The sequence below is a fragment of the Comamonas sp. E6 genome, from assembly GCF_001010305.1.
In the GTDB taxonomy this organism is placed as follows: Bacteria; Pseudomonadota; Gammaproteobacteria; order Burkholderiales; family Burkholderiaceae_C; genus Comamonas; species Comamonas thiooxydans.
This window is the reverse complement of sequence record NZ_BBXH01000005.1, coordinates 474,699-496,142: the sequence shown is the minus strand read 5'-3', so window position 1 is coordinate 496,142 and position 21,444 is coordinate 474,699. Positions and strand designations below refer to the sequence as shown.

Here is a 21,444-nt window from a genome sequence, read left to right as displayed (position 1 = left end):
AATTCAAAAGCCAAAGTTCTCAGGAACTTTGGCTTTTTTCTTGGCCGCGCCCAAGCGCCGCCGAATCTGCAAAAGCATGGGTGCCGACACCGGAGCCGCGCCATATCAGGCATCATGCAGGCATCCCCGGGCAGTATTTGCCCACCCAAGACTCACTATGCAAAACGACCTCTCCACGTTCTGGCGCGGACCGCGTTGGACTCTGGCCATGCTGCTTGCCATTCTCGGCATGCTCGGCCCGTTCTCGGTTGACACCTATATTCCCGCCTTCTCGGGCATTGCCAAGGCATTGGGCGCAACCCCCGTAGAAATGCAGCAGACCCTGTCTGCCTACCTGCTGGGCTTTGCCTTCATGAACCTGTTTCATGGCGCCCTTGCCGACAGCTTCGGACGCCGCCCCGTCATCCTCTGGGGACTGGTGATGTTCACCATCGCCTCGGCCGGCTGCGCGCTGTCGCAAAACATCACCCAGCTGGTGATCTTCCGCACGCTGCAGGGCCTGTCCACCGGTGCCGGCATCGTGGTCTCGCGCGCCATCGTGCGCGACATCTTTCCGCCGACCCAGGCCCAGGGCGTGATGGCGCAGATCACCATCTTCTTCGGCGTTGCGCCGGCGCTGGCTCCCGTGATTGGCGGCTGGCTGTTCGTGCACCTAAGCTGGCAGGCCGTGTTCTGGTTCCTGAGCATCGTGGGCGTGCTGCTCTGGCTCATCAACGTCAAGTTTCTGCCCGAATCGCTGCCGCCGCAAAAACGCCAGCCCTTCCAGTTCAGACCGCTGATGCAGGGCTATGGCATCTTGCTCACCGATCCGCGCTTTCTGCTGCTGGCCCTGGCCAGCGGCATTCCGTTCAACGGCATGTTTCTCTATCTGCTGTCGGCCCCGGCTTTTCTGGGCGATATCTTGCAGCTGGAGCCCACGCAGTTCTTCTGGTTCTTCATCGCCACCATCGGCGGCATCATGGCCGGCAGCTGGACCAGCGGACGCCTGGCCGGACGCATCCCGCCCAAGCGCCAGATCCGCCACGGCTTTCTGGTGATGTGCGTGACCTCCATCATCAATCTGGTGGCCAATCTGATCTGGCCCGCCCATGTGAGCTGGGCCTTGATTCCCATCAGCCTGTTCGCCTACGGCTGGGCGCTGATGGTGCCCGTGGTGACGCTTCTGGTGCTGGACATCCACCCTGCGCGGCGCGGCCTGGCCTCCTCGCTGCAGGCTGTGGTGGGCTCGGTGGCCAACGGCTTTGTGGCCGGCGTGATTGCACCGCTGGTCATGCATTCGGCCGCACTGCTGGCCACGGGCTCGATTCTGATGATGCTGATCGGTCTGGTCGCCTGGATCTATCTGCACCACCGCTGGCCGGACATCGGCCGCCATGCCTCCGAGCATTAAAAAGGAGCTGCTACCGCACGTCATTCATAGACTTCAGATTGAAAAGTATCTGAAAGCCTTGAATGACATGCGCTAGAAGCTCTCTTTTCAAGAGCTATCTCAGCCCTGTACGGGCAACAAAAAGCCGACTTCAAGAGCCGGCTTTTTTCATGCTTCGGGCCGCAGCCCGAATCAGCGATCAACGCTCGTCACGACGCGGTGCGCGGGGCTTGCGCTCGAAGCTGCGCTCGCCACCACGTTCGCCATGGGGCTGATAAGGCTTGCCGGCACCCTGACCAAAGGCAGGACGACGATCGCCGCCGCCGAAGCCGCGCGATTCACCACTACGGAAGCCGCCTTCGCGGGGAGCACCGGCATGAGCGCCTTCACGGCCACCGCCAAAGCTCTTGCGACCGAAATCGCCGCCTTCACGGCGCTGGGCACCACCACCGAAGCCGCCACGCGATTCGCCGCCGCCGAAGCTGCGCTCTTGACGCTCGCCACCACGGAAACCGCCGCGATCGCCACCAAAGCTGCCGCGATCATCACGACGCTCGAAGCTGCGCTCTTGACGCTCGCCACCGAAGCTGGGACGGCCACCGCCGAAGCCGCGATCACCACCACGATCGCCGCCGCGATCGGCAAAGCGATCACCGCGAGGTGCACCAAAACCGGCGCGATCGCCACCGAAACGGTCACCGCCACGGTCGCCACCGAAACCACCGCGATCATTGCCACGGCCGCCGCCGAAGCTGCCGAAGCCGGACTTGCGGCCGTAGCCTTCGCCATCGCGACGACCACCGAAGCCACCGCGACCACCGGCGCCGCCGCCACGACGACCGTCACGCTCGCCAGAGGCGGGGAAACGCTGCTGGGGTTCCATGCCGGGAATGGTCTCGGCCTTGAACTGCTGGCGGGTATAGCCTTCGATGTCGAACACGCGGCGACGGTCGCGGAATTCCGCAAACGTCACGGCCACGCCTTCGCGGCCCGCACGACCGGTACGGCCGATACGGTGGGTATAGTCTTCAGCCTTCATCGGCAGGCCGTAGTTGAAGACGTGGGTGATGGTGGGCACGTCGATACCGCGAGCAGCCACATCGGTGGCCACCAGGATCTGCACCTGGCCGTTGCGCAGCGCCATCAGGCGGCGGTTGCGCAGGCCCTGGCTCAGAGCACCGTGCAGGGCCACGGCAGAGAAACCGTCCTGCTGCAGATCGTTGGCCAGACCGTCACATTCCACCTGGGTGGACGCAAACACGATGGCCTGGTTGATGCTGCTGTCACGCAGCCAGTGGTCGAGCAGCTTGCGCTTGTGCTGCATGTTGTCGGCCCAGAACAGTGCCTGCTTGATGTTGGCGTGCTTCTCCTGGGGCGTGGCAATCGTGATCTTCTTCACGTTGGCACCGCCGTCATGCATCACGCGCATGGCCAGTTGCTGAATGCGGGGAGCAAACGTGGCGCTGAACATCATGGTCTGCTTGCGCTCGGCAGTCAGCTGATTGACTTCGGCCAGATCGTCGGAGAAGCCCAGGTCCAGCATGCGGTCGGCTTCGTCGACCACCAGGAATTGCACCTTGTCCAGCTTGATCTGCATGGAGCGCTGCAGGTCCAGCAGACGGCCGGGAGTGGCCACCACCAGATCGGCGTTCTGCAGCTTGGCGATTTGCAGCTGGTAAGGAATGCCGCCCACCACGTTGGCGATGCGGATGCCGCGGCAGTGCTTGACCAGCTCGATGGCGTCATGCGCCACCTGCTGGGCCAGCTCACGCGTGGGGCACAGCACCAGGGCGCCGGGCACGGCGGCCTTGAAGTTGCGGGCGTTGGTGGGGTCCTTGCGCTTGTTGCGCTTGGGAGCGGGCTCGCCCTTGGCCGCAGCTTCGGCGCACAGGCGCTCGAATTCAGCCTTGGCGGCCGCATCGGCCACGGCACGCTGCTTGATCAGGGTGTGCAGCACGGGCAGCAGGAAGGCAGCGGTCTTGCCCGAGCCAGTCTGGCTGGAGACCATCAGGTCGATGAAGCCGTCGGCATCGGCACCTTCGCCCATGGCCAGGGGAATGGCTTGCAGCTGCACAGCGGTAGGCTGGGTATAGCCCAGGTCGGTCACGGCCTGGATCAGTTCAGGGGCCAGACCCAGTTCGACGAAGCCATTGGGTTCGCCAGCGGCTTGGGTTTCTTCGACAGCGGCATCTTCCGCGTCCATGTCGGCCAGCATGGCGTCCAGACGGGAATCGAGTTCGGGAGAAGACAAAGCAATATCAGCAGCGGCCACTTGGCCCTGCTCCAGGGAGTTTTCTGTCATGAATAGCTCACGCAAAAAGCGACGCAGTCAGCGTGCTGCTCGCTTCTTTGACGGTTGGTTATCAACATCCACCGTCAGACTTTGACTGGCCCGTTCGCAAAACGGGGCAGATGGGTGTTATGGCTTGTCGTGTCGGCGCTGGGCAGGCCGTTGCACGCAAGTAAGAACCCGGTGTGTGATGGAGATGCGCAAAAATTACCCATTGATCGGGTAAGCAGTGCATTGTCGCATGTACCGGGTTTTCCCGCAAGTGGCAGGGCTATACCGAACCGCCACCGCACCATCAGACGCTGAGCAGTTGCTGGCGGTAATGCTGCAGCTCGTCGATAGACTCGTGCACATCGGCCAGGGCCGTGTGGCGCTGCGCCTTCTTGAAGGAGGTATAGGCCTCGGGCTTCCAGCGCTTGGCCAGCTCCTTGAGCGTGCTCACATCGATATTGCGATAGTGAAAGAAATTATTGAGCTTGGGCATGTAGCGCTCCATGAAGCGCCTGTCCTGACCAATGCTGTTGCCGCACAGCGGCGTCTTGCCCTTGGGCACGTATTTGCCCAGAAAGGCAATCAGCGCGGCCTCCGCCTCGGCTTCGCTGATGGTCGAAGCCTTGACCTTGTCGATCAGGCCGCTTTTGCCATGCGTGCCCTTGTTCCAGGCATCCATGCCGCCCAGCAGCTCGTCGGACTGATGAATGGCGAATACCGGGCCTTCGACGCGAATCTGCAGATCGGAGCTGCTGACCACCACGGCAATCTCGATGATGCGGTCGCGGTCGGGGTTCAGCCCCGTCATTTCGCAGTCCAGCCACACCATATTGAGATCGGATTTGGGCAGAACCGGTGGAGTAGCGGCCACGGGGGCGGCGCTGACGGAATTCGTACAGGAAGCTTCAGACATGGCGCAAATTGTCGCCTACACTGCCAATACATGGCTTCCAGACTAGATTTCACATTGGCACTTTCGCTGCTGTTTGCGACGGCCGTGGCCCTGCAATGGCTGCTGCGCGTGTGGCTTGTTTCGCGCCAGGTGCGCCATGTGGCCACCCACCGCGGCGCCGTGCCACCGGCATTTGCCCATCGCATCAGCCTGTCCGCCCATCAGAAGGCGGCCGACTACACGCTGGCCAAGGCCAGGGTGTCGCTGATCGACATCACGCTGTCGGCCGCCGTGCTGCTGTGCTGGACACTGCTGGGCGGGCTGGACTGGCTCAACCGCTGGCTGCTGGAATTCATCAACCCCGGCCTGTGGCAGCAGCTGGCGCTGCTGGCCAGCTTTGCCGTGATCTCGGCGCTGATCGAGCTTCCCCTGTCGCTCTATCAGACCTTCAAACTGGAGCAGCGCTTTGGCTTCAACCAGATGACGCCAGGCCTGTGGCTGGCCGATCTGCTCAAGTCGACGCTGGTGGGCGCCATCATCGGCCTGCCGCTGGCGGCCTTGATTCTCTGGCTCATGGGCGGGGCCGGCCCGCTGTGGTGGCTCTGGACCTGGGGCGCCTGGACGGCTTTCAATCTGCTGCTGATGTGGATTTTCCCCAGCTTTATTGCACCGCTGTTCAACAAGTTCGAGCCGCTGGCCGATGAAAGCCTCAAGAGCCGCGTGACCCGGCTGATGGAACGCTGCGGCTTTGCGGCCAAGGGACTGTTCGTGATGGACGGAAGCCGCCGCTCGGCGCATGCCAACGCCTATTTCACGGGTTTCGGCAATTCCAAGCGCGTGGTGTTCTTTGACACCCTGCTCAGGCAGCTCAGCCCCGGCGAAGTCGAAGCCGTACTGGCTCACGAGCTGGGTCACTTCAAGCACAAGCACATCAGCAAGCGCATGGTCCTGATGTTCGGCGTCTCGCTGCTAGGCTTTGCGCTGCTGGGCTGGCTCAGCCAGCAACTCTGGTTCTACACGGGACTCGGAGTCTCTGTGCTGCTGGGTCCGAACATCGGCGTGGCTGCCGAAAACAATGCGCTGGCCCTGCTGCTGTTCATGCTGGCGGTGCCGGTGTTCAGCTTCTTCGTCACGCCGCTGATGTCCGCCATGTCGCGCCGCGACGAGTTCGAGGCCGATGCCTATGCCATGCAGCAGGCCGATGGTGCACAACTGGCTTCGGCACTGCTCAAGCTTTACGAGGACAATGCCTCCACACTCACGCCAGACCCATGGTATGTGAGCTTTTACTATTCACACCCTCCTGCCGTGGATCGCCTGGCGCGCATGCCGGCTCCTGCAGGCAGCTTGTAACACCACAACGATTTCAGACATGAGCACACCCACACTGCAACAGAAAGACTGGTCCCAACTCAAGCGCAGCGCCCTGAGCACAGAGCAAGTGCAAGAGCAGTTGGCAACCCTTGAGGGCTGGGAGCTGCTGGCCGGCAACGCGGCCATCAGCAAGACCTTCCGTTTCGTGAATTTCTACGAAACCATGGCCTTTGTGAACGCGCTGGCCCTGGTTGCCCATCAGCAGGACCACCACCCCGATCTGGAAGTCGGCTACAACCGCTGCAAGGTCAGCCTCAACACCCATGATGTGGGCGGCATCTCCGAGACCGACATCGATTGCGCGCGCCGCATCGAAGCACTGCTGAATCCGGCCTGATCCTTATGGCAAAACAAGGACGGCGCCCAGGCGCCCAAGCAACAGGCGACACCCAGACAGGCCTGGTGGTCGCCAGCTATGGCCGCCATTGCGTGGTCGAGACCCCGGACGGCGAACGCCGCATCTGCCACCCGCGCGGCAAGAAAAGCCAGGCCGTGGTGGGCGACCATGTGCAATGGCTGGCTCCCCCACCCGGCCAGGGCGATGAGGGCACGATCGAAAAAATTGTGGAGCGCCGCAACGTCTTCTACCGCCAGGATGACATCCGCACCAAGACCTTTGCCGCCAACCTGGACCAGCTCCTGATTCTGATAGCCGCCGAGCCGGTATTCAGCGAAGTGCAGCTTGCCCGCGCGCTGATCGCCGCCGAGGCCGCACACATCAAGCCCATCATTGCGCTCAACAAGATGGACCTGGAAGAGCCCTTCCTGCGCGCCTGGCAGCGGCTGGAGCCTTACCGGACCATGCGTGATGCCGCGAACGCTTCACCGCACTACATGGTGCTGCCGCTGTCGCTGGAAGATGCAGACGACGAGGATCGCGACGCCATCATCGGTCTGCTGCAAGGCAAGACCACACTGGTCCTCGGTCCTTCGGGCGTAGGCAAGAGCACCTTGATCAACTTGCTGCTGCCCGACGCCAGGGTGGCGACCAACGAAATCTCGCAGGCGCTGAACACCGGCAAGCACACCACCACCAGCACCACCTTGTATTGGGTGGATGAGGCACGCACCACCGCCATCATCGACTCGCCAGGATTTCAGGAGTTCGGCCTCTATCACATTGCCGCCACGCAACTGGCAGCCTGCATGCCCGACATCGGCGCACTGGCGGACCAGTGCAAGTTCTACAACTGCACCCATCTGCATGAGCCTGGCTGCGCTGTCATGGCCCAGGTTGAAGCGCAGGACAGCCCCCACTCCATCAGTGCCAACCGCTACCGGATCTATGGCGAGCTGTTCGATGAACTGAGTCAGGAGCCCCGCTACTGAGCGCGAGGCCAGCCAAGCCGGAGGGCCGCGCCATATGAGAGCAATTTCAGCGTTTGCCACGCAGCCATTCCAAGCCCGATGAGCGCCCGCCGCCTGGCTTGGCTGCCGGCCACAACCCGGTGTTCACGTCATGAAGCCCAGAATTTTTCAGCCCTGCCTGCAAGCCGCCCTCGCCATCGCGCTGTCTGCGGGCATGGGCCTGACCTGGGCCCAGGGCACGGACTCCGCCCCCAGCTGGGAGGACGAGCCACCCACGCTGTCTCGCTGGATCGAAGAAGGTTACAAGGCCGAGCTGAGCCGGCAGCCATGGCGCGCAGCGCAGCGCTATTGCGCGGCAGCACGCTATGGCAGCCTCGAAGCCCAATACCGGCTGGGCCGGCTGCTGTTGCTGGGGCGAGGCTTGACTCCCGACCCTGCCACGGGCACGACGCTGCTGGCTCTGGCCGCCCAGCGTGGCCACGAGAAAGCCCGCTTGCTGCTGGCCGGCAAGCTCCCCGGCGACCGGCTGCCCGACTGCCTGACCCAGGGCGATGCGCCCGCACAGGAGTTTCTGGAGGCCAGCCAGGAGGCCGCCCCCCACGAGGTGGTAGCCAGCTATGTGAGCAGTCTGCCCAGGGAGAAGCGACGCATGGCCGAACTGGTGCAGCGCCTCGCGCCACGCTTCTCGATTGATCCGCGGCTGGCACTGGCCATTGTGCGTTCGGAGTCGAATTTCGAGGCACAGGCGCTGTCGCCGCGCAATGCTCAGGGCCTCATGCAGCTCATTCCTGAGACGGCCGAGCGTTTTGGCGTGCGCGATGCCTGGAATCCCGAGCAGAACGTGCGTGGCGGCCTGGCCTACCTGCGCTGGCTGCTGGAGCGCTTCGAGGGCGATGTGGCACTGGTATCGGCAGCCTACAACGCGGGCGAGAGAACCGTGCAACAGTATGGCGGTGTGCCTCCTTATGCGGAGACGCGTGAATATGTGCGACGCATACTCAGCTTCTATCGCGCCAAGCACCACGAGCGCCCGGCTCGCTGATGGAACCTTGAACAGTGCCCGGCATGCCCGTCGCACCTGAGCCACCTTGGTATGTGGCACTGCGCAACACAGGACTTCTATGACCCGCTGCGGCTTGAGCGCTCATGCACCAAGCTGCTGCCACACAGAAGGCGATGTCCGGGTGCTCACCCGAGCAGACGAGCAAAGGTCAGCAAGGCCAGCAGCAGCAGCCAGACCACGACCGATCGCCAGACCAGCCCCACCACACTGCGCAAATGAGCCATTTCCGGCTCTCGCCCCGGAGTGACATCGCTGCCCGTCCACTGCGCATCGTCGCCCTCTTCGCCGTCAGCCGCATCGCGGCGGCGCAAGGCCTCCCCCCCCAGGCGTACATTGATGGCACCCGCAGTGGCAGCCAGAATCACGCCATCGTTGTCATTGGGAAAGCGCTGGGCATAGACGCGCCAGTTGTCTATGGCCTCCTCAAAGCTGCCCACCATGGCAAAGGACAGCGCCGTCAGCCGCGCCGGCAGCCAATCGATCACATACCAGGCCTTGGCTGCGGCGGACTGCAAACGCTCGCTGGTCGGTGCCCGAAGACCTTCCGCCCCCTTGCGCGACCAGGCACGCGACAGATATTCAGCCATGCGGTAGAGAATGGCACCCAGCGGCCCCAGCCCCAGAGCCGAGAGAATCGAAAACCAGAACAGCACGCCAAACACATGACGGTGTGCTGCCAGCACCGAGTACTCGATGACATGGCGCACTACTTCGCTGCGTGGCACCTCGCTGGCATCGACCTGCTGCCAGTCGGCCAGGGCCTGACGGGCGGCAAATTCATCACCGGCATCAAGCGCATCGCGAATCCGCGTGAAGTGGTGGCTGAACTGGCGAAAACCCAGCGTGACATAGAGCACCGCGACATTCCACAGCATGGCTGCAGGCCAGCCTATGAACTCCATCAGCGCCCAGAATATGCCCAACACGATAACGCTGGGCAGCAGCACGGCCATCGCCCAGGCAAGCCAGCCATGGAGAGGCTTGCCCGCATCAAAGTTGCTGCGCACGGTCACGGTCCAGGCGCGATAACCGGCCTGTACCAGATTGGATCGGGCCAGCGGGCGCGCCTGTTCCAGCAGCAGTGCGATCAGGATGGCAAAAAAGCTCATTGCTTCATCATAGCTGCGCTGTTTGTCGACTTGTTACAACTGCTGTCTCAAGCCGCCAAAAAACGGTAAAGATTGCGCAACATGCCCGCTGTCGCGCCCCAGATATAGCGTTGCTGCTCACCATCCTGATAAGGCATGGCAAACCATTCGCGATCCACCCCCTGCCACAGCATGGCGTGACGCTCATGATGTGCGGGGTTGAGCAGATAGGACAGGGGAACCTCAAACAGATCGGCCACCTCTCCCGGATTGGGGAAATAACTGGCCTGCGGATGGACCAGCGCCACCACAGGGGTGATGTGAAACGCCGTCCCCGTCACGTAAATGGGCAAGCGACCCAGCACCTCGACATTCTTCGGAGCCAGTCCCACTTCCTCATGCGCCTCGCGCAATGCCGTGGCCTCGGCCGAAACATCCTGCGGGTCACGCTTACCGCCCGGAAAAGCCACCTGACCCGAGTGTGTGGACAGCCTGGCCGAGCGCACGGTCAGCAACACGGTGGGCTGCTCGCGCATGACGATGGGCACGAGCACGGCCGCATCGGAAGGCTGCCTGGCCGTGATGCGCTTTTCCTGCATGGCCTCGGGCAGCCACTGCGGTGGCTGGGCAAAGCGCGTGCGCAAGGCCTGAGGCGTCTGAGCAGCCAGCGGCACAGCCGGCAACTGGCTATCAATGCCCAGAAGGCGAGCCTTGCGCGGATCAACAATGCCCACCACGGGGAGCGAAGAATTATCAGATGCAGGCATGTATGTGTTCAGCCAAACCCCAAAGCAAGAATCACGAACCAAGGCAGACATAAAAAAAGCCGCCACAGCGAACTGTAGCGGCTTTTACGGAATCACTTCCGATGCGTGTATTACTCGGCTGCAGCAGCAGTCTTGTTAACACGCTGGGGCAGCTTTTCCTTGATACGAGCAGACTTGCCGCTACGCTCACGCAGGTAGTACAGCTTGGCACGGCGCACATCACCGCGACGCTTGACTTCGATCTTGGCGATCAGGGGAGAGTAGGTCTGGAACGTACGTTCCACGCCTTCACCGCTGGAGATCTTGCGCACTGTGAAGCCGCTGTTCAGGCCGCGATTACGCTTGGCAATCACCACGCCTTCGTAAGCCTGCACGCGCTTACGGTTACCTTCCACCACGTTCACGCTCACGATGACGGTGTCACCGGGGGCGAATTCGGGGATGGTCTTGTTCAGGCGAGCGATTTCTTCTTGCTCGAGGGTCTGGATCAGATTCATGATTTAGTCCACCTTGATCTTGTCCGCGCCAGAATTGGCAAGCGCCGGGATTGGCGCTATTGCTGCATTACAAGAACAGCCCGAAAGCTGTCCCGCTATTTCCTTGCAGCGGCCGGATAGAGGATCAAAGAACCTGCAATTATAGCTTGGACGCTGTTTTTGCCAAAAAACCCTCATCCTTGGCATTGAGCAGCCCCTGTTCGCGGGCCTGCTCTATCAATTCGGGCCTGTGCTCGGCCGTAATGCGCAAGCGCTGATCGCGACGCCAGCGCTCGATATTGGAGTGATGGCCGGAGAGCAGCGCGGCTGGCACCTCCTGGTCATTCCAGACTTCTGGGCGAGTGTAGTGGGGGCAGTCCAGCAAACCGTCAAGCGCAGGATTGAAGCTGTCCTGCTGAAAGCTGCCTTCATCGTTAAGCACACCGGGCTGCAGACGCGCCAAAGAGTCCAGCAGCACCATGGCTGCCAGCTCACCGCCCGAAAGTACAAAGTCACCCAGACTCAGTTGATGAGTGACATTTCTATCAATAAAACGCTGGTCAATGCCCTCATAGCGACCACAGAGCAGCACCGCCCCCCGGCTTTCGGCCCAATCGGCCACCACGGCATGCTTGAGGGTCGTACCTATGGGTGAGAACAACACCACAGGAGCAGGCTCCGCCTGTTCCTGTGCATCGACTTCGGCGCGTGCCGAGCGAATCGCTTCGAGGCAGCGCTGCAGCGGCTCGGCCATCATCACCATGCCGGGGCCTCCGCCAAATGGACGATCATCCACACGGCGGTAATTGCCGTCGGCCCAGTCACGCGGATTCCACAGATGCACTGCCACCTGGCCCGAGCTGTAGGCACGGCGCGTCACCCCGCTCTCAAGAAATGGAGCGAACAGCTCAGGAAACAGCGTAATAATGTCGAAACGCATTGATATAAAAGCGATTTAAGCTACAAACCAAATAGCAAAAAAAGCATTCCAGTTCAATAATCGGGCTGCCAGTCGGCCACGATCTTCTTGCCGGCCAGATCCACCGAATCCACATAGGCATCGACAAAGGGTATCAGACGCTCCTGCTCCTTGCCGTCCTGTTCATAGCCCAGCACCAGAACAGTCTGCGGGCCGGTGGCCATCAAGTCCTTGACCACCCCCAGGGTCACACCTTCGCGGTTGACCACGTTCAGCCCCATCAGATCCACCCAGTAGAACTCACCATCCTCGGTCTTGGGGAAATGCTCGCGCGCCACAAAGACGCGGGCACCGCGCAGAGCCTCTGCGGCGTTGCGGTCGGCGACTTCAAGCGAGGTTGCCACAATGGTGTCGGCATGGAAGCGGGCCTGCTTGACGGGCAGCACCACGGTACCCGTGAAATGCTTGGCACCTTTCTCGGCAGGCTGCAAAAACCAGTCCTTGGCGGCAAACAGGGCCTCTGGGGCGCTGCTGAAGGCATGCACCTTGAACCAGCCCTTGATTCCCCAGGCATCGGCAATGCGACCGACTTCAATGGCATCAGCAGGCAAGCTCGTGGCTTGAAGAACAGGCATGTGGCTCATGGGATCAGCAGAAAATGCAGAATTTCAATAAAAAACGGGTCCCGTCAGGCAAGCCAACGGAACCCGCTTTGGTAAAGGTGCCTAGAGAGCGACCGCCTAAATTAGGCAGCAACCTTCTTTGCAGCTTCCTTGATCAGGCGTTCAGCCGTATCGGAAGTTTGAGCACCAACGCTCTTCCAGTAGTTCACGCGGTCCAGAGCCAGACGCAGGCCTTCTTCGGCGCCACGAGCGCTAGGGTTGTAGAAACCCAGACGTTCGATGAAAGCACCGTCGCGACGCACGCGCTTGTCAGCTGCAACGATGTTGTAGAAAGGACGAGCCTTAGAGCCGCCGCGGGAGAGACGAATAACAACCATGATGTTTCCTTCGGGTGGTTACAGCCAGTGCCATCAAAAAATTTGACCAGCTGCGCAGGTTTTCTTACAGCGTTTGAGACACGCGACATGACCACCCGGCCAGCGACACGCCGTAAAACCGGAAATTATATCGAGTTCTGTCAAATCTGCCTATAGCAGCGGCAAATGAGCATAGTCGGCACAGAGGACTTCCTGAAAATGAAGCGCAATTGCCCTGAGCCCCGTAATTGACGCGAAGGGAATAATGGACGGGTTCTTTCGTTTTCTGCCCGCGCATCAGACCATGAACCAACTTGTTCCCGCCACCACCCCGGCCCCTCGCCCCAAAAACAAGACGATTGCCTCCTGGCTGGCCTTGATCGGCGGACCACTGGGGCTGCATCGCTTCTACCTGCACGGCCTTGGGGACTGGCTGGGCTGGCTGTTGCCCATTCCCACTGCACTTGGCATCTACGGCATCGAGCGCGTGCAGCAGTTGGGGCAGGACGACAGGCTGAGCTGGCTGCTAATCCCCCTGCTCGGCTTCACGATAGCAGGCTGCGCCCTGCGCGCCATCCTTTACGGCCTGATGGAGCAAGGAAACTGGAACCGGCTCTTCAATCCATGGATGGATGCCGACGCGCCTGCAGGGCGCACCCAATGGACCACGATTTTTGCCGTAAGCCTGTCCCTGATGCTGGGTGCCACCGTGCTGATGGCCAGCATCGCCTACAGCTTCCAGCACTACTTTGAATATCAGGTCGAAGAGGCGCGCAAGATTTCACAGTAGCTGCAGCTCTCCGAACCAGGGGGCTCTCACCCACTCCGAAGCGGCTTCGGCCTTGCCGCTTTTGTAAGCAAAAGTCTAATTTTTCACCTACTGGGCGCAAAGCAGCGCCTGCCGACTCCACAGAACTCACAATGCCCAACTGACGAACTTCTTGCAAAGACTGCATCCAAGCAGTTTTCGCACTACGACGGCTTTGCTGCACCAGTCCGAAGAGGTCTTATGTCTGCAACCAACGAAAAGTCTGCCAGATCCGAAGTGCATGGGCAAAATGCCTTTCCAGCTGCCACCAGCCTGGTGGGTGTGTACGGAGAACAGCTTTTCCGCATTCTTGAACAAACCAGCAGCGGCTATGTGTTGCTTGATGCTCAGAACCGGGCACAACGCTGGAATGATGGTTATCTGCAGATATTCCCCTGGCTGACTTCCGCCCTCAAAGTAGGCATACCTCTGCAAGCCGCTCTGCAAGCTGCCGCAACAGCAGCCCCGGCCAACGCTGCACCAGCCCTGAACCATATCGCCGAAAGTCATCAAGCCCTGATTGCGCGCCAGCAAGCCAATGCCCAGTTTCAGCTGCCCAATGGACGCAAGCTCAATCTGTCGGCTCACGCCCTATCGGCCAATTACACGGTGCTCGCCTGCAAGGAACTGCTGCCTCATGGCAACGAGGCAGAAAGCCTTTCCTTCTTCGATGTGCTGACCAATCTGCCCAACCGGCGCCTGCTGCTGGACAGGCTGTCCCAAGCCATGATCCAGTCCGAGCGCACGGGCTGGCGCGGCGCATTGCTGACCATAGACATGGAGCCGGTGGCGGGCCCGGCCGCCAGCACGGGAGACAGCCAGTCCTGCCTGGCTCCGCACATCGCACAGCGCCTGCTCGGCTGCGTACGCTCCTGCGATACCGTGGCCAGACTGGATGCCGCGCACTTCGTCATCATGGTCTCGGATCTGTCCCCGGATATCGAAATGACCACGGTGCTGGTGGAACGTCTTGGAGAGCGTCTGCAGGAAAGCCTGAACGGCAGCTACCAGCTCGGCCACAAAAGCGCGATGCTGGAGGCCAATATAGGCGCCACCCTGTTCGGCCCGCACTCCCGCTCCGCCACCGAGTTGCTGCAGCAGGCAGAGGTCGCCATGTACCGTCTGCGCGATGAAGAGGCTCGCGGCCTGCACTTCTTCAGCCCCGAGCAGCAGGTTCCGGCCAACGACCGCAGCCGCATGGGGCAGGATCTGCGGGAAGCCCTGCGCCTCGGCCAGTTCGAGCTGCATTACCAGGCCCAGTATTCCGCAAGCGGCGAAGTCAACGGCTTGGAGGCCCTGCTGCGCTGGCGTCATCCCAGGCGAGGTCTGGTACCCCCGAGCATCTTCCTGTCCGTGGCAGAGGAGACCGACATCATCGTTCCGCTTGGCCGCTGGAGCATTCAAGCCGCCTGTGAACAATTGGCCAGATGGAAAGCCGAGCCGCAACTGGACAGGCTGCCCATCTGCGTCAACATCAGCGCCAAACAGCTTCGGCAAGCGGACCTGGCCGAGCAAGTGCAGAGCATTCTCAGCCAGACAGGGGCCGATCCTGCATTGCTGCTGTTGGAGCTTTCCGCCCAGACCCTGAGTCCTCTGGATGCGGATAGCGCGAGCAGCCTCAAGCGCATCGGCGCCATGGGTGTGCGGCTGTCACTCGACAATTTTGGTGGCAGCTCCAATATGCAGGAAGCGCTGCAGCAGCTCCCCCTGAACCAGCTCAAGCTCTCGCATTCCCTGGTGCAGCGCCTGGGCCCCAACAATGCCGCCGAGGCCGCCGTACAGGCAGCCATCGCGCTGGCTGCCCGCCATCAGATGACGATCGTCGGCGCAGGGGTGGAGACCCTGGAGCAGCGTGCCCTGCTGGCGCAGCATGGCTGCGAGCATTTCATGGGCTATCTGCTCAGCCCCCCAACTCCGGTCAGCCAGCTCAAATCCCTGATGCAGCGGCAGGCAATGCTCGGTCTGCAAGAGGCTGCAGCTTGACCTCCATGTTTCAGCCATGAAAAAAGGCTTCGCAACGCGAAGCCTTTTTTCCATTAAGCCCTTGATCGACAAGCAGTTACAGCTATCAATCAAGGAGTACAAAAACTCAATACAGTTGCAGGCTGACCCAGTAGGCAATGGATGCCACAAAGGCGCTGGCCGGAATCGTCAGAATCCATGCCCAGACGATATTGCCTGCAACGCCCCAGCGCACGGCACTCGCGCGCTGCGTGGAACCCACGCCCACGATGGCACCGGTAATGGTGTGCGTGGTCGAGACCGGAACGCCCAGGAAGGTGGCAAAGAACAGAGTCAGAGCACCACCGGATTCGGCACAGAAGCCACCGACGGGTTTGAGCTTGGTGATCTTCTGGCCCATGGTCTTGACGATGCGCCAGCCGCCAAACATGGTACCCAGGCCGATGGCCAGGTAGCAGCTGACGATGGTCCACATGGGAGGCTCGGCATCACCGGCATTGGCATAGCCCGTGGCAATCAGCAGCAACCAGATGATACCGATGGTCTTTTGCGCATCGTTGCCGCCGTGACCCAGGCTGTAGGCACCGGCAGAAACCAATTGCAGACGGCGGAACCACTTGTCCACGCGATTGGGACTGGCACGACGGAAAATCCAGGCCACCAGAACCATCATCAGCGAGCCCAGCAGAAAGCCCAGCACGGGAGAGACGAAGATGAAGGCCACCGTCTTCCAGATGCCGCTGGCGATCAGCGCACCTGCACCGGCCTTGGCAATCACCGCACCCACGATACCGCCAATCAGGGCATGCGAGGAGCTGCTGGGAATGCCGTAGATCCAGGTGATGACGTTCCAGGTGATGGCACCCACCAGAGCGCCGAACACGACATGGGTGTCAACAATGCCCGGCTGAACAATACCCTTGCCCACGGTTGCCGCCACACTGAGGTGGAAGACAAAAACCGCGACAACGTTGAAGAACGCGGCAAATGCCACGGCCTGAGTAGGCTTGAGAACCCCCGTGGAAACCACGGTGGCAATCGAATTGGCAGCGTCGTGAAAGCCGTTCATGAAATCGAACAGCAAGGCGAGCACCACCAGCAAAATCACAACCCAGAGGGCTGCCTGTACCGGCTCCATGATCGGGCTCCAGCGAGAATCAGGAATTCTCGAGGACGATGCCCTCGATCAGGTTCGCCACGTCTTCGCAGCGGTCCGTGATGGTTTCCAGCAGCTCATAGATGGCCTTGAGCTTGATCACCTCACGCACATCGGGCTCTTCACGGAACAGCTTGCTCATGGCCGCGCGCATCACGCGGTCGGCATCGCCTTCCAGGCGGTCGATCTCGTCGCAGGTCTTGCTCGCGGCGTCCACAATCGTGGGATCCGAGAGACGGTCCAGCAGCTTGACGGCATCACGCAGACGCTCACAGCAACGCACGCACAGATCGGTCAGACGTGTGATTTCGTCTGTCATGTGACGCACGTCATACAGGGCCATGGTCTCGGCCGAGTCCTGAATCAGGTCGGCCACGTCGTCCATGGTGTTGATCAGCGAGTGGATATGCTCGCGATCCAGGGGCGTGATGAAGGTCTTGTGCAGCAGCTTGGTGACATCATGGGTCACGCGATCGGCTGCGCGCTCGGCGTTGTCCACATCAGCGTTGTATTTTTCGCGCAGATGGGGATCGTTGTAATTTGCAACGAGTTGCGAGAAGGCATGAGCTGCTTCAACGATGCGGTCCGCATGTTGATTGAACATCTCGAAAAAATTGCCTTCGCGCGGCAATAGCTTGCCAAACAGCATGAATGCTCCTTACCGGGGAAAAGAAACCAGGCGACTCACTGCAAAAAAAAGTGCATGGTTCCCGGCTTAAACGGGCGGAGTTTACTCTTGAGTCATTGTGCGTTTCAGCGCGTCTTCAAGACACCCCTTCGGGCACCACGAAAAATAAAATACAAGCTCTTCGCCATGCTAGGCGCTGTCACAAAGCCAGTGATTCCTCCAGACAACACCGGAGAGCAGCAATCCGCCCACCCAACGCGCCGACTCCTTGAGCATGTCACTGAGCCACGCGAAAACGTTCCAAATACTTCTTTTTGTAATAAGCAAATTCTAGTCAATGACAAAAAAGAATTAAAAGGAACTAAAAAGAAATAAATAAAACAATCAAAGAGCCATGAAAAACGTCATTTTTTTGTCATTTTCTTGAATTTAAAGGGAATTAGGGTTCACCCTTGACTGCAGCAGAGCGTCACGGCGAGATAGCGCACTGCGATCGAAAGCGCCGGCAGTCTCGTCGGGGCTTACTCTCCCAGGTAAGCCGCACGCACGCGCGGATCGCTCAGCAAGGTCTGGCCCGGCCCCGTCATGGTGATGATGCCGGACTCCATGACATAGCCTCGATCGGCCAGCGCCAGCGCGCGACTGGCGTTCTGCTCCACCAGCACCATGGTCACGCCCAGCGCATAGACATCGCTGACCACCTCGAAGATCTTGTCCACCATGATGGGCGACAAACCCATGGACGGCTCGTCCAGCAGCAGCACCTTGGGCTGACTCATGAGCGCGCGGGCCATGGCCAGCATCTGCTGCTCGCCCCCGGACATGGTGCCTGCCAGCTGATCCTTGCGCTCCTTCAGGCGCGGAAAGATGCCGAACATGCGCTCGATATCCGTCTGTATGCCAGCCTTGTCCTTGCGCGTGTAGGCCCCCATGAGCAGGTTTTCGGTAATCGTCATGCGTGCGAACACGCCGCGCCCCTCGGGCACCATGACCAGGCCTTCGGCCACCAGATCCCAGGCGCCCTTGCCCTTGATGCTTTGGCCCAGATAGAGAATTTCGCCATCGGCAATCGGCAGACCCCGCGTGACAGCCTTCATGGTCGTGGTTTTGCCCGCACCGTTGGAGCCGATCAGCGACACCAGTTCACCCTGATGCACCTGAAAGTCCACGCCCTTGACAGCCTGAATACCGCCATAGCCCACCTTCAGGCCCTTCACCTGCAGCAATACCGGGGCCGTGGATTTGGAGGCCTGCGCCTGTTCCAGCACTTGATCCTGCATCTTCAATGGCCTCCCGTGCCCAGATAGGCTTCAATCACTTTTTCATTCTTCTGCACTTCGGCAGGCGTGCCTTCGGCAATCGGCTTGCCATAGTCCAGCACCGTCACGCGGTCGCACAGGCCCATGACCAGCTTCACATCATGCTCGATGAGCAGGATGGTGCGGTGGTCGTTGCGAATGCGGTCGATCAGCTCACGCAGCTGCACCTTCTCGGTCGCATTCATGCCGGCGGCCGGCTCATCCAGCGCAATCAGCTGCGGGTCCGTCGCCAGTGCACGGGCAATCTCCAGCCGGCGCTGGTCGCCATAGGACAAGGTGCGCGCCTTGAAGTCCGCATATTTGCCGATACCGACATAGTCGAGCAACTCACGGGAGCGGGCGCGAATTGCGGCCTCCTCGGCCTTGAAACCCTTGGTGCGAAACACCGCACCAAGCAGACCGGAATGCGTGCGCACATGACGCCCGACCATGACGTTCTCCAGTGCCGTCATCTCGGCAAACAGCCGGATGTTCTGGAAGGTCCGAGCAATGCCGGCCCTGGCCACCTTGTGCACCGCCGTCGGCTCATAGGGCTTTCCGGCCAGCTCGAATTTGCCGGTGTCGGGCGTATAGAGGCCGGTGATCACGTTGAAAAATGTGGTCTTGCCTGCGCCATTGGGGCCGATCAGGCCATAGACCTGGCCTCTATCAATCTTCATGCTCACACCGGACAGTGCCTGCAAACCGCCAAAGCGCTTGGAGATGTCCGAGACATGAAGGACCGCTGAAGTCGTGCTCTCTGCCATATCAGTTCACATTCCTTGTCTGTGCAGTCATCAGGACTGACGGTCCAGGCTTTTGGCATGCTCGGGCGTGGGCCAGAGGCCGCGCGGACGCATCAGCATGATGACGATCATGGCCAGGGCAATCAGCAACTGGCGCAGGATGGACGCGTCGAGGCGTCCATCGGTCATCTGCTGCAGCGGCCCAGCCACATAGCGCAGTACCTCGGGCAGGGCCGAGAGCAGCACGGCCCCCAGAATCACGCCGGGAATATGGCCCAGGCCGCCGAGCACGACCATGGCCACAATCATCACGGACTCCATGAGGCTGAAGGACTCGGGCGATACAAAGCCCTGGAAGGCACCGAACATAGAACCTGCCACACCGCCGAACGAAGCGCCCATGCCGAAGGCCAGCAGCTTCATATTGCGCACATTGATACCCATGGCCTTGGCGGCGATTTCATCCTCGCGAATCGCCATCCAGGCGCGGCCTATGCGCGAATCCTGCAAGCGGTAGCAGATCACGATGGTGGCCAGCACCAGCACCAGAAACAGGTAGTAGTACAGCGTGACGGAAGCGATGTCGTAGCCGAAGATCTCATGACGCTTGGCCAGGTCGAAGCCGAAGATCTTGACCGAGTCGATCTGGCCAATGCCCTTGGGGCCGTTGGTGATGTTGACTGGCTGGTCCAGGTTGTTCAGGAAGATGCGGATGATCTCGCCGAAGCCCAGTGTCACGATGGCCAGGTAATCACCGCGCAGCCGCAGCACCGGCAGGCCCAGCAGCACACCCGTACAGGCGGCCAGCAGCATTCCTAACGGAATCACCAACCAGATCGAGGTGTGCAGTCCGTTGGGAAACATGGCGACAAAGCCTTCGAAGGTCTCGGCCAGATGAGGCGATGCCATGAGCGCAAACATATAGGCGCCCACGGCATAGAAGGCCACGTAGCCCAGATCCAGCAGGCCTGCGTAGCCGACCACGATGTTCAGGCCCAGCGCCAGCATCACGTAGAGCAGAGCCAGATCGGCGATGCGCACCCAGGCGTTGCCGAAATACTGCAGGATCAGCGGCAGCACCAGCAGGCCTATGCCGCCCAGAATCCAGTGGAGTGTCTTGTTGTTCTTCATGGGCACTCCTCAGGCACGGTCCGCCACACGCTCACCCAGCAGGCCCGAAGGGCGCAGCGTCAGGATGATGATGAGCACGATGAAGGCAAATATGTCGGTGTACTGGCTGCCCAGCACGCCCCCCGTCAGGTCACCGATATAGCCGGACCCGATGGACTCGATCAGCCCCAGAAGCAGGCCTCCCACCACGGCCCCGGCCAGATTGCCGATGCCGCCGAAAACGGCGGCCGTGAAGGCCTTGAGACCTGGCAGAAAGCCCATGGTGTGATGGGCCGTGCCATAGTTGGAGGCGTACATGATGCCGGCAATCGCCGCCAGCACGGCACCGATGATGAAGGTGGCGGAAATCACCATGTCGGGCTTGACGCCCATCAGCGCCGCCACACGCGGATTCTCTGCCGTGGCCCGCATGGCGCGCCCCAGCCTGGTGTAGTTGACCAGATACATCAGCGTGGCAAGTGCAATCGCCGTGACCACCAGCACCAGAATCTGCGTGGGCGTGATCACCGCCGTGCCGATTTCATAGGGGGTGGACGACAGCAGCGTGGGATAAGCCTTGTAATTGGGTTTCCATATGATCATGGCCAGGGTCTGCAGCAGGATGGAGACACCGATGGCTGTGATCAGCGGCGCCAGACGCGGGCTGTTGCGCAGCGGCCGGTAGGCCACCTTCTCGATCACGAAGTTCAGCGATGCGGCCACCACGCAGGCGATGATGGCGGCTATCAAAAGCATGAGCCAGCCCGGCAGATAGGGCATGGCCTCCTGCATCAGGCCGATGCAGCTCCAACTGGTCAAAGCCCCCACCATCAGCACCTCGCCATGCGCGAAGTTGATCAGCTGAATGATGCCGTACACCATGGTGTAGCCCAGGGCTATCAAGGCGTACATGCTGCCTAACACCAGACCATTGATGATCTGCTGCAGCAAGATATCCATAAGCGCGCTCCCCTTCCCTCGATCCAAGACGGAGACACTGCGAGCCTCTCATCCCGAACGACGGAGCCAGCGATGCCATGGTTCCCCTTCTGCAGTCCGCCGCTTTGTGGGCCGCTTGTCGCAAAAGAGTGAATCGATTCTAGGGAGCTGTTTTCAGGACTCAGGGCCGGGGTTTCCCGTGCGCAGGCTCAAAATGCTGCAACGCAACAATTTCATCGGCAATGCAAGTCCAATAAATACAGGCACTTAGTCATGTGCTG

At 60.7% G+C, this 21,444-nt stretch carries 21 protein-coding genes; 7 read left to right on the top strand and 14 right to left on the bottom strand.

Features of this window, described 5'->3' with window-relative positions; genetic code table 11:
* The first annotated feature begins 157 nt into the window (after positions 1 to 157).
* On the top strand, positions 158 to 1,390 hold the full coding sequence (locus tag CSE6_RS03325; RefSeq protein WP_034356577.1) for a multidrug effflux MFS transporter: 1,233 nt from the start codon (positions 158 to 160) through the stop codon (positions 1,388 to 1,390).
* A 178-nt stretch (positions 1,391 to 1,568) separates the two neighbouring features.
* Here the strand turns inward: CSE6_RS03325 and CSE6_RS03320 are convergent, their stop codons facing one another.
* A complete protein-coding gene (locus CSE6_RS03320; RefSeq protein ID WP_059439869.1) occupies positions 1,569 to 3,671 on the bottom strand; it encodes a DEAD/DEAH box helicase in 2,103 nt (700 codons plus the stop codon).
* A gap of 283 nt (positions 3,672 to 3,954) precedes the next feature.
* Positions 3,955 to 4,563: an oligoribonuclease gene (gene orn, locus CSE6_RS03315; RefSeq protein WP_003067823.1), complete on the bottom strand. Its 609-nt coding sequence runs from the start codon at positions 4,561 to 4,563 to the stop codon at positions 3,955 to 3,957.
* Positions 4,564 to 4,593: 30 nt separating this feature from the next.
* Between orn and CSE6_RS03310 the strand changes: the two genes are divergently transcribed.
* The 4 genes from CSE6_RS03310 (at position 4,594) to CSE6_RS03295 (ending at position 8,266) form a co-directional block, all read left to right on the top strand.
* Positions 4,594 to 5,895: a M48 family metallopeptidase gene (locus CSE6_RS03310; protein WP_059439868.1), complete on the top strand. Its 1,302-nt coding sequence runs from the start codon at positions 4,594 to 4,596 to the stop codon at positions 5,893 to 5,895.
* A gap of 19 nt (positions 5,896 to 5,914) precedes the next feature.
* Positions 5,915 to 6,253, top strand: a complete 339-nt coding sequence (locus tag CSE6_RS03305; RefSeq protein ID WP_059439867.1) for a 4a-hydroxytetrahydrobiopterin dehydratase — start codon at positions 5,915 to 5,917, stop codon at positions 6,251 to 6,253.
* 5 nt (positions 6,254 to 6,258) lie between these two features.
* Positions 6,259 to 7,245, top strand: a complete 987-nt coding sequence (rsgA, locus tag CSE6_RS03300) for a ribosome small subunit-dependent GTPase A (protein ID WP_059439866.1) — start codon at positions 6,259 to 6,261, stop codon at positions 7,243 to 7,245.
* A gap of 130 nt (positions 7,246 to 7,375) precedes the next feature.
* Positions 7,376 to 8,266 (top strand): lytic transglycosylase domain-containing protein, encoded by an 891-nt coding sequence (locus CSE6_RS03295; protein ID WP_059439865.1) that lies wholly within the window; start codon positions 7,376 to 7,378, stop codon positions 8,264 to 8,266.
* Between the two features lie 146 nt (positions 8,267 to 8,412).
* On the opposite strand, the gene CSE6_RS03290 is transcribed toward CSE6_RS03295, so the two are convergent.
* The 6 genes from CSE6_RS03290 to rpsP all read right to left on the bottom strand — a co-directional run bounded on the left by CSE6_RS03290 (position 8,413) and on the right by rpsP (position 12,537).
* Entirely contained in the window at positions 8,413 to 9,396 is a 984-nt protein-coding gene (locus tag CSE6_RS03290; RefSeq protein ID WP_034356562.1) for a CobD/CbiB family protein, read from the bottom strand.
* 47 nt (positions 9,397 to 9,443) lie between these two features.
* A complete protein-coding gene (locus CSE6_RS03285; protein ID WP_034356559.1) occupies positions 9,444 to 10,142 on the bottom strand; it encodes a CoA pyrophosphatase in 699 nt (232 codons plus the stop codon).
* 110 nt (positions 10,143 to 10,252) lie between these two features.
* Positions 10,253 to 10,639 carry a 50S ribosomal protein L19 gene (rplS, locus tag CSE6_RS03280; protein ID WP_003067838.1) on the bottom strand — a complete coding sequence of 129 codons (387 nt, stop codon included), beginning with the start codon at positions 10,637 to 10,639 and terminating at the stop codon, positions 10,253 to 10,255.
* Between the two features lie 139 nt (positions 10,640 to 10,778).
* Positions 10,779 to 11,558, bottom strand: coding sequence for a tRNA (guanosine(37)-N1)-methyltransferase TrmD (gene trmD, locus CSE6_RS03275; protein WP_059439864.1), 780 nt, complete (start codon positions 11,556 to 11,558; stop codon positions 10,779 to 10,781).
* A gap of 53 nt (positions 11,559 to 11,611) precedes the next feature.
* On the bottom strand, positions 11,612 to 12,181 hold the full coding sequence (gene rimM, locus CSE6_RS03270; protein WP_003067842.1) for a ribosome maturation factor RimM: 570 nt from the start codon (positions 12,179 to 12,181) through the stop codon (positions 11,612 to 11,614).
* Positions 12,182 to 12,282: 101 nt separating this feature from the next.
* The gene (rpsP, locus tag CSE6_RS03265; RefSeq protein ID WP_003058210.1) at positions 12,283 to 12,537 is read right to left on the bottom strand and encodes a 30S ribosomal protein S16; all 255 of its coding nucleotides are present in this window, start codon (positions 12,535 to 12,537) and stop codon (positions 12,283 to 12,285) included.
* Positions 12,538 to 12,820: 283 nt separating this feature from the next.
* Between rpsP and CSE6_RS03260 the strand changes: the two genes are divergently transcribed.
* Together CSE6_RS03260 and CSE6_RS03255 are read left to right on the top strand one after the other, a co-directional pair.
* On the top strand, positions 12,821 to 13,306 hold the full coding sequence (locus tag CSE6_RS03260) for an NINE protein (protein ID WP_034356593.1): 486 nt from the start codon (positions 12,821 to 12,823) through the stop codon (positions 13,304 to 13,306).
* A gap of 219 nt (positions 13,307 to 13,525) precedes the next feature.
* Positions 13,526 to 15,307: a bifunctional diguanylate cyclase/phosphodiesterase gene (locus tag CSE6_RS03255; protein ID WP_059439863.1), complete on the top strand. Its 1,782-nt coding sequence runs from the start codon at positions 13,526 to 13,528 to the stop codon at positions 15,305 to 15,307.
* A gap of 106 nt (positions 15,308 to 15,413) precedes the next feature.
* On the opposite strand, the gene CSE6_RS03250 is transcribed toward CSE6_RS03255, so the two are convergent.
* The 6 genes from CSE6_RS03250 to CSE6_RS03225 all read right to left on the bottom strand — a co-directional run bounded on the left by CSE6_RS03250 (position 15,414) and on the right by CSE6_RS03225 (position 21,184).
* Positions 15,414 to 16,424, bottom strand: coding sequence for an inorganic phosphate transporter (locus tag CSE6_RS03250; RefSeq protein ID WP_003067849.1), 1,011 nt, complete (start codon positions 16,422 to 16,424; stop codon positions 15,414 to 15,416).
* A gap of 19 nt (positions 16,425 to 16,443) precedes the next feature.
* Positions 16,444 to 17,091, bottom strand: coding sequence for a DUF47 domain-containing protein (locus CSE6_RS03245; protein ID WP_003067851.1), 648 nt, complete (start codon positions 17,089 to 17,091; stop codon positions 16,444 to 16,446).
* Positions 17,092 to 17,591: 500 nt separating this feature from the next.
* Positions 17,592 to 18,350, bottom strand: a complete 759-nt coding sequence (locus CSE6_RS03240) for an ABC transporter ATP-binding protein (RefSeq protein ID WP_034356547.1) — start codon at positions 18,348 to 18,350, stop codon at positions 17,592 to 17,594.
* Between the two features lie 2 nt (positions 18,351 to 18,352).
* Positions 18,353 to 19,135, bottom strand: a complete 783-nt coding sequence (locus CSE6_RS03235) for an ABC transporter ATP-binding protein (RefSeq protein WP_059439862.1) — start codon at positions 19,133 to 19,135, stop codon at positions 18,353 to 18,355.
* A 30-nt stretch (positions 19,136 to 19,165) separates the two neighbouring features.
* The gene (locus tag CSE6_RS03230) at positions 19,166 to 20,245 is read right to left on the bottom strand and encodes an ABC transporter ATP-binding protein (RefSeq protein ID WP_003067856.1); all 1,080 of its coding nucleotides are present in this window, start codon (positions 20,243 to 20,245) and stop codon (positions 19,166 to 19,168) included.
* 9 nt (positions 20,246 to 20,254) lie between these two features.
* Positions 20,255 to 21,184: a branched-chain amino acid ABC transporter permease gene (locus CSE6_RS03225; RefSeq protein ID WP_003067858.1), complete on the bottom strand. Its 930-nt coding sequence runs from the start codon at positions 21,182 to 21,184 to the stop codon at positions 20,255 to 20,257.
* Positions 21,185 to 21,444: the final 260 nt, after the last annotated feature.

Excerpts from the sequence above, each read along its gene's own strand:
- CSE6_RS03325 (WP_034356577.1), top strand. The coding sequence starts at position 158 with ATGCAAAACGACCTCTCCACGTTCTGGCGCGGACCGCGTTGGACTCTG.
- CSE6_RS03320 (WP_059439869.1), bottom strand. The coding sequence starts at position 3,671 with ATGACAGAAAACTCCCTGGAGCAGGGCCAAGTGGCCGCTGCTGATATT.
- orn (WP_003067823.1), bottom strand. The coding sequence starts at position 4,563 with ATGTCTGAAGCTTCCTGTACGAATTCCGTCAGCGCCGCCCCCGTGGCC.
- CSE6_RS03310 (WP_059439868.1), top strand. The coding sequence starts at position 4,594 with ATGGCTTCCAGACTAGATTTCACATTGGCACTTTCGCTGCTGTTTGCG.
- CSE6_RS03305 (WP_059439867.1), top strand. The coding sequence starts at position 5,915 with ATGAGCACACCCACACTGCAACAGAAAGACTGGTCCCAACTCAAGCGC.
- rsgA (WP_059439866.1), top strand. The coding sequence starts at position 6,259 with ATGGCAAAACAAGGACGGCGCCCAGGCGCCCAAGCAACAGGCGACACC.
- CSE6_RS03295 (WP_059439865.1), top strand. The coding sequence starts at position 7,376 with ATGAAGCCCAGAATTTTTCAGCCCTGCCTGCAAGCCGCCCTCGCCATC.
- CSE6_RS03290 (WP_034356562.1), bottom strand. The coding sequence starts at position 9,396 with ATGAGCTTTTTTGCCATCCTGATCGCACTGCTGCTGGAACAGGCGCGC.
- CSE6_RS03285 (WP_034356559.1), bottom strand. The coding sequence starts at position 10,142 with ATGCCTGCATCTGATAATTCTTCGCTCCCCGTGGTGGGCATTGTTGAT.
- rplS (WP_003067838.1), bottom strand. The coding sequence starts at position 10,639 with ATGAATCTGATCCAGACCCTCGAGCAAGAAGAAATCGCTCGCCTGAAC.
- trmD (WP_059439864.1), bottom strand. The coding sequence starts at position 11,558 with ATGCGTTTCGACATTATTACGCTGTTTCCTGAGCTGTTCGCTCCATTT.
- rimM (WP_003067842.1), bottom strand. The coding sequence starts at position 12,181 with ATGAGCCACATGCCTGTTCTTCAAGCCACGAGCTTGCCTGCTGATGCC.
- rpsP (WP_003058210.1), bottom strand. The coding sequence starts at position 12,537 with ATGGTTGTTATTCGTCTCTCCCGCGGCGGCTCTAAGGCTCGTCCTTTC.
- CSE6_RS03260 (WP_034356593.1), top strand. The coding sequence starts at position 12,821 with ATGAACCAACTTGTTCCCGCCACCACCCCGGCCCCTCGCCCCAAAAAC.
- CSE6_RS03255 (WP_059439863.1), top strand. The coding sequence starts at position 13,526 with ATGTCTGCAACCAACGAAAAGTCTGCCAGATCCGAAGTGCATGGGCAA.
- CSE6_RS03250 (WP_003067849.1), bottom strand. The coding sequence starts at position 16,424 with ATGGAGCCGGTACAGGCAGCCCTCTGGGTTGTGATTTTGCTGGTGGTG.
- CSE6_RS03245 (WP_003067851.1), bottom strand. The coding sequence starts at position 17,091 with ATGCTGTTTGGCAAGCTATTGCCGCGCGAAGGCAATTTTTTCGAGATG.
- CSE6_RS03240 (WP_034356547.1), bottom strand. The coding sequence starts at position 18,350 with ATGCAGGATCAAGTGCTGGAACAGGCGCAGGCCTCCAAATCCACGGCC.
- CSE6_RS03235 (WP_059439862.1), bottom strand. The coding sequence starts at position 19,135 with ATGGCAGAGAGCACGACTTCAGCGGTCCTTCATGTCTCGGACATCTCC.
- CSE6_RS03230 (WP_003067856.1), bottom strand. The coding sequence starts at position 20,245 with ATGAAGAACAACAAGACACTCCACTGGATTCTGGGCGGCATAGGCCTG.
- CSE6_RS03225 (WP_003067858.1), bottom strand. The coding sequence starts at position 21,184 with ATGGATATCTTGCTGCAGCAGATCATCAATGGTCTGGTGTTAGGCAGC.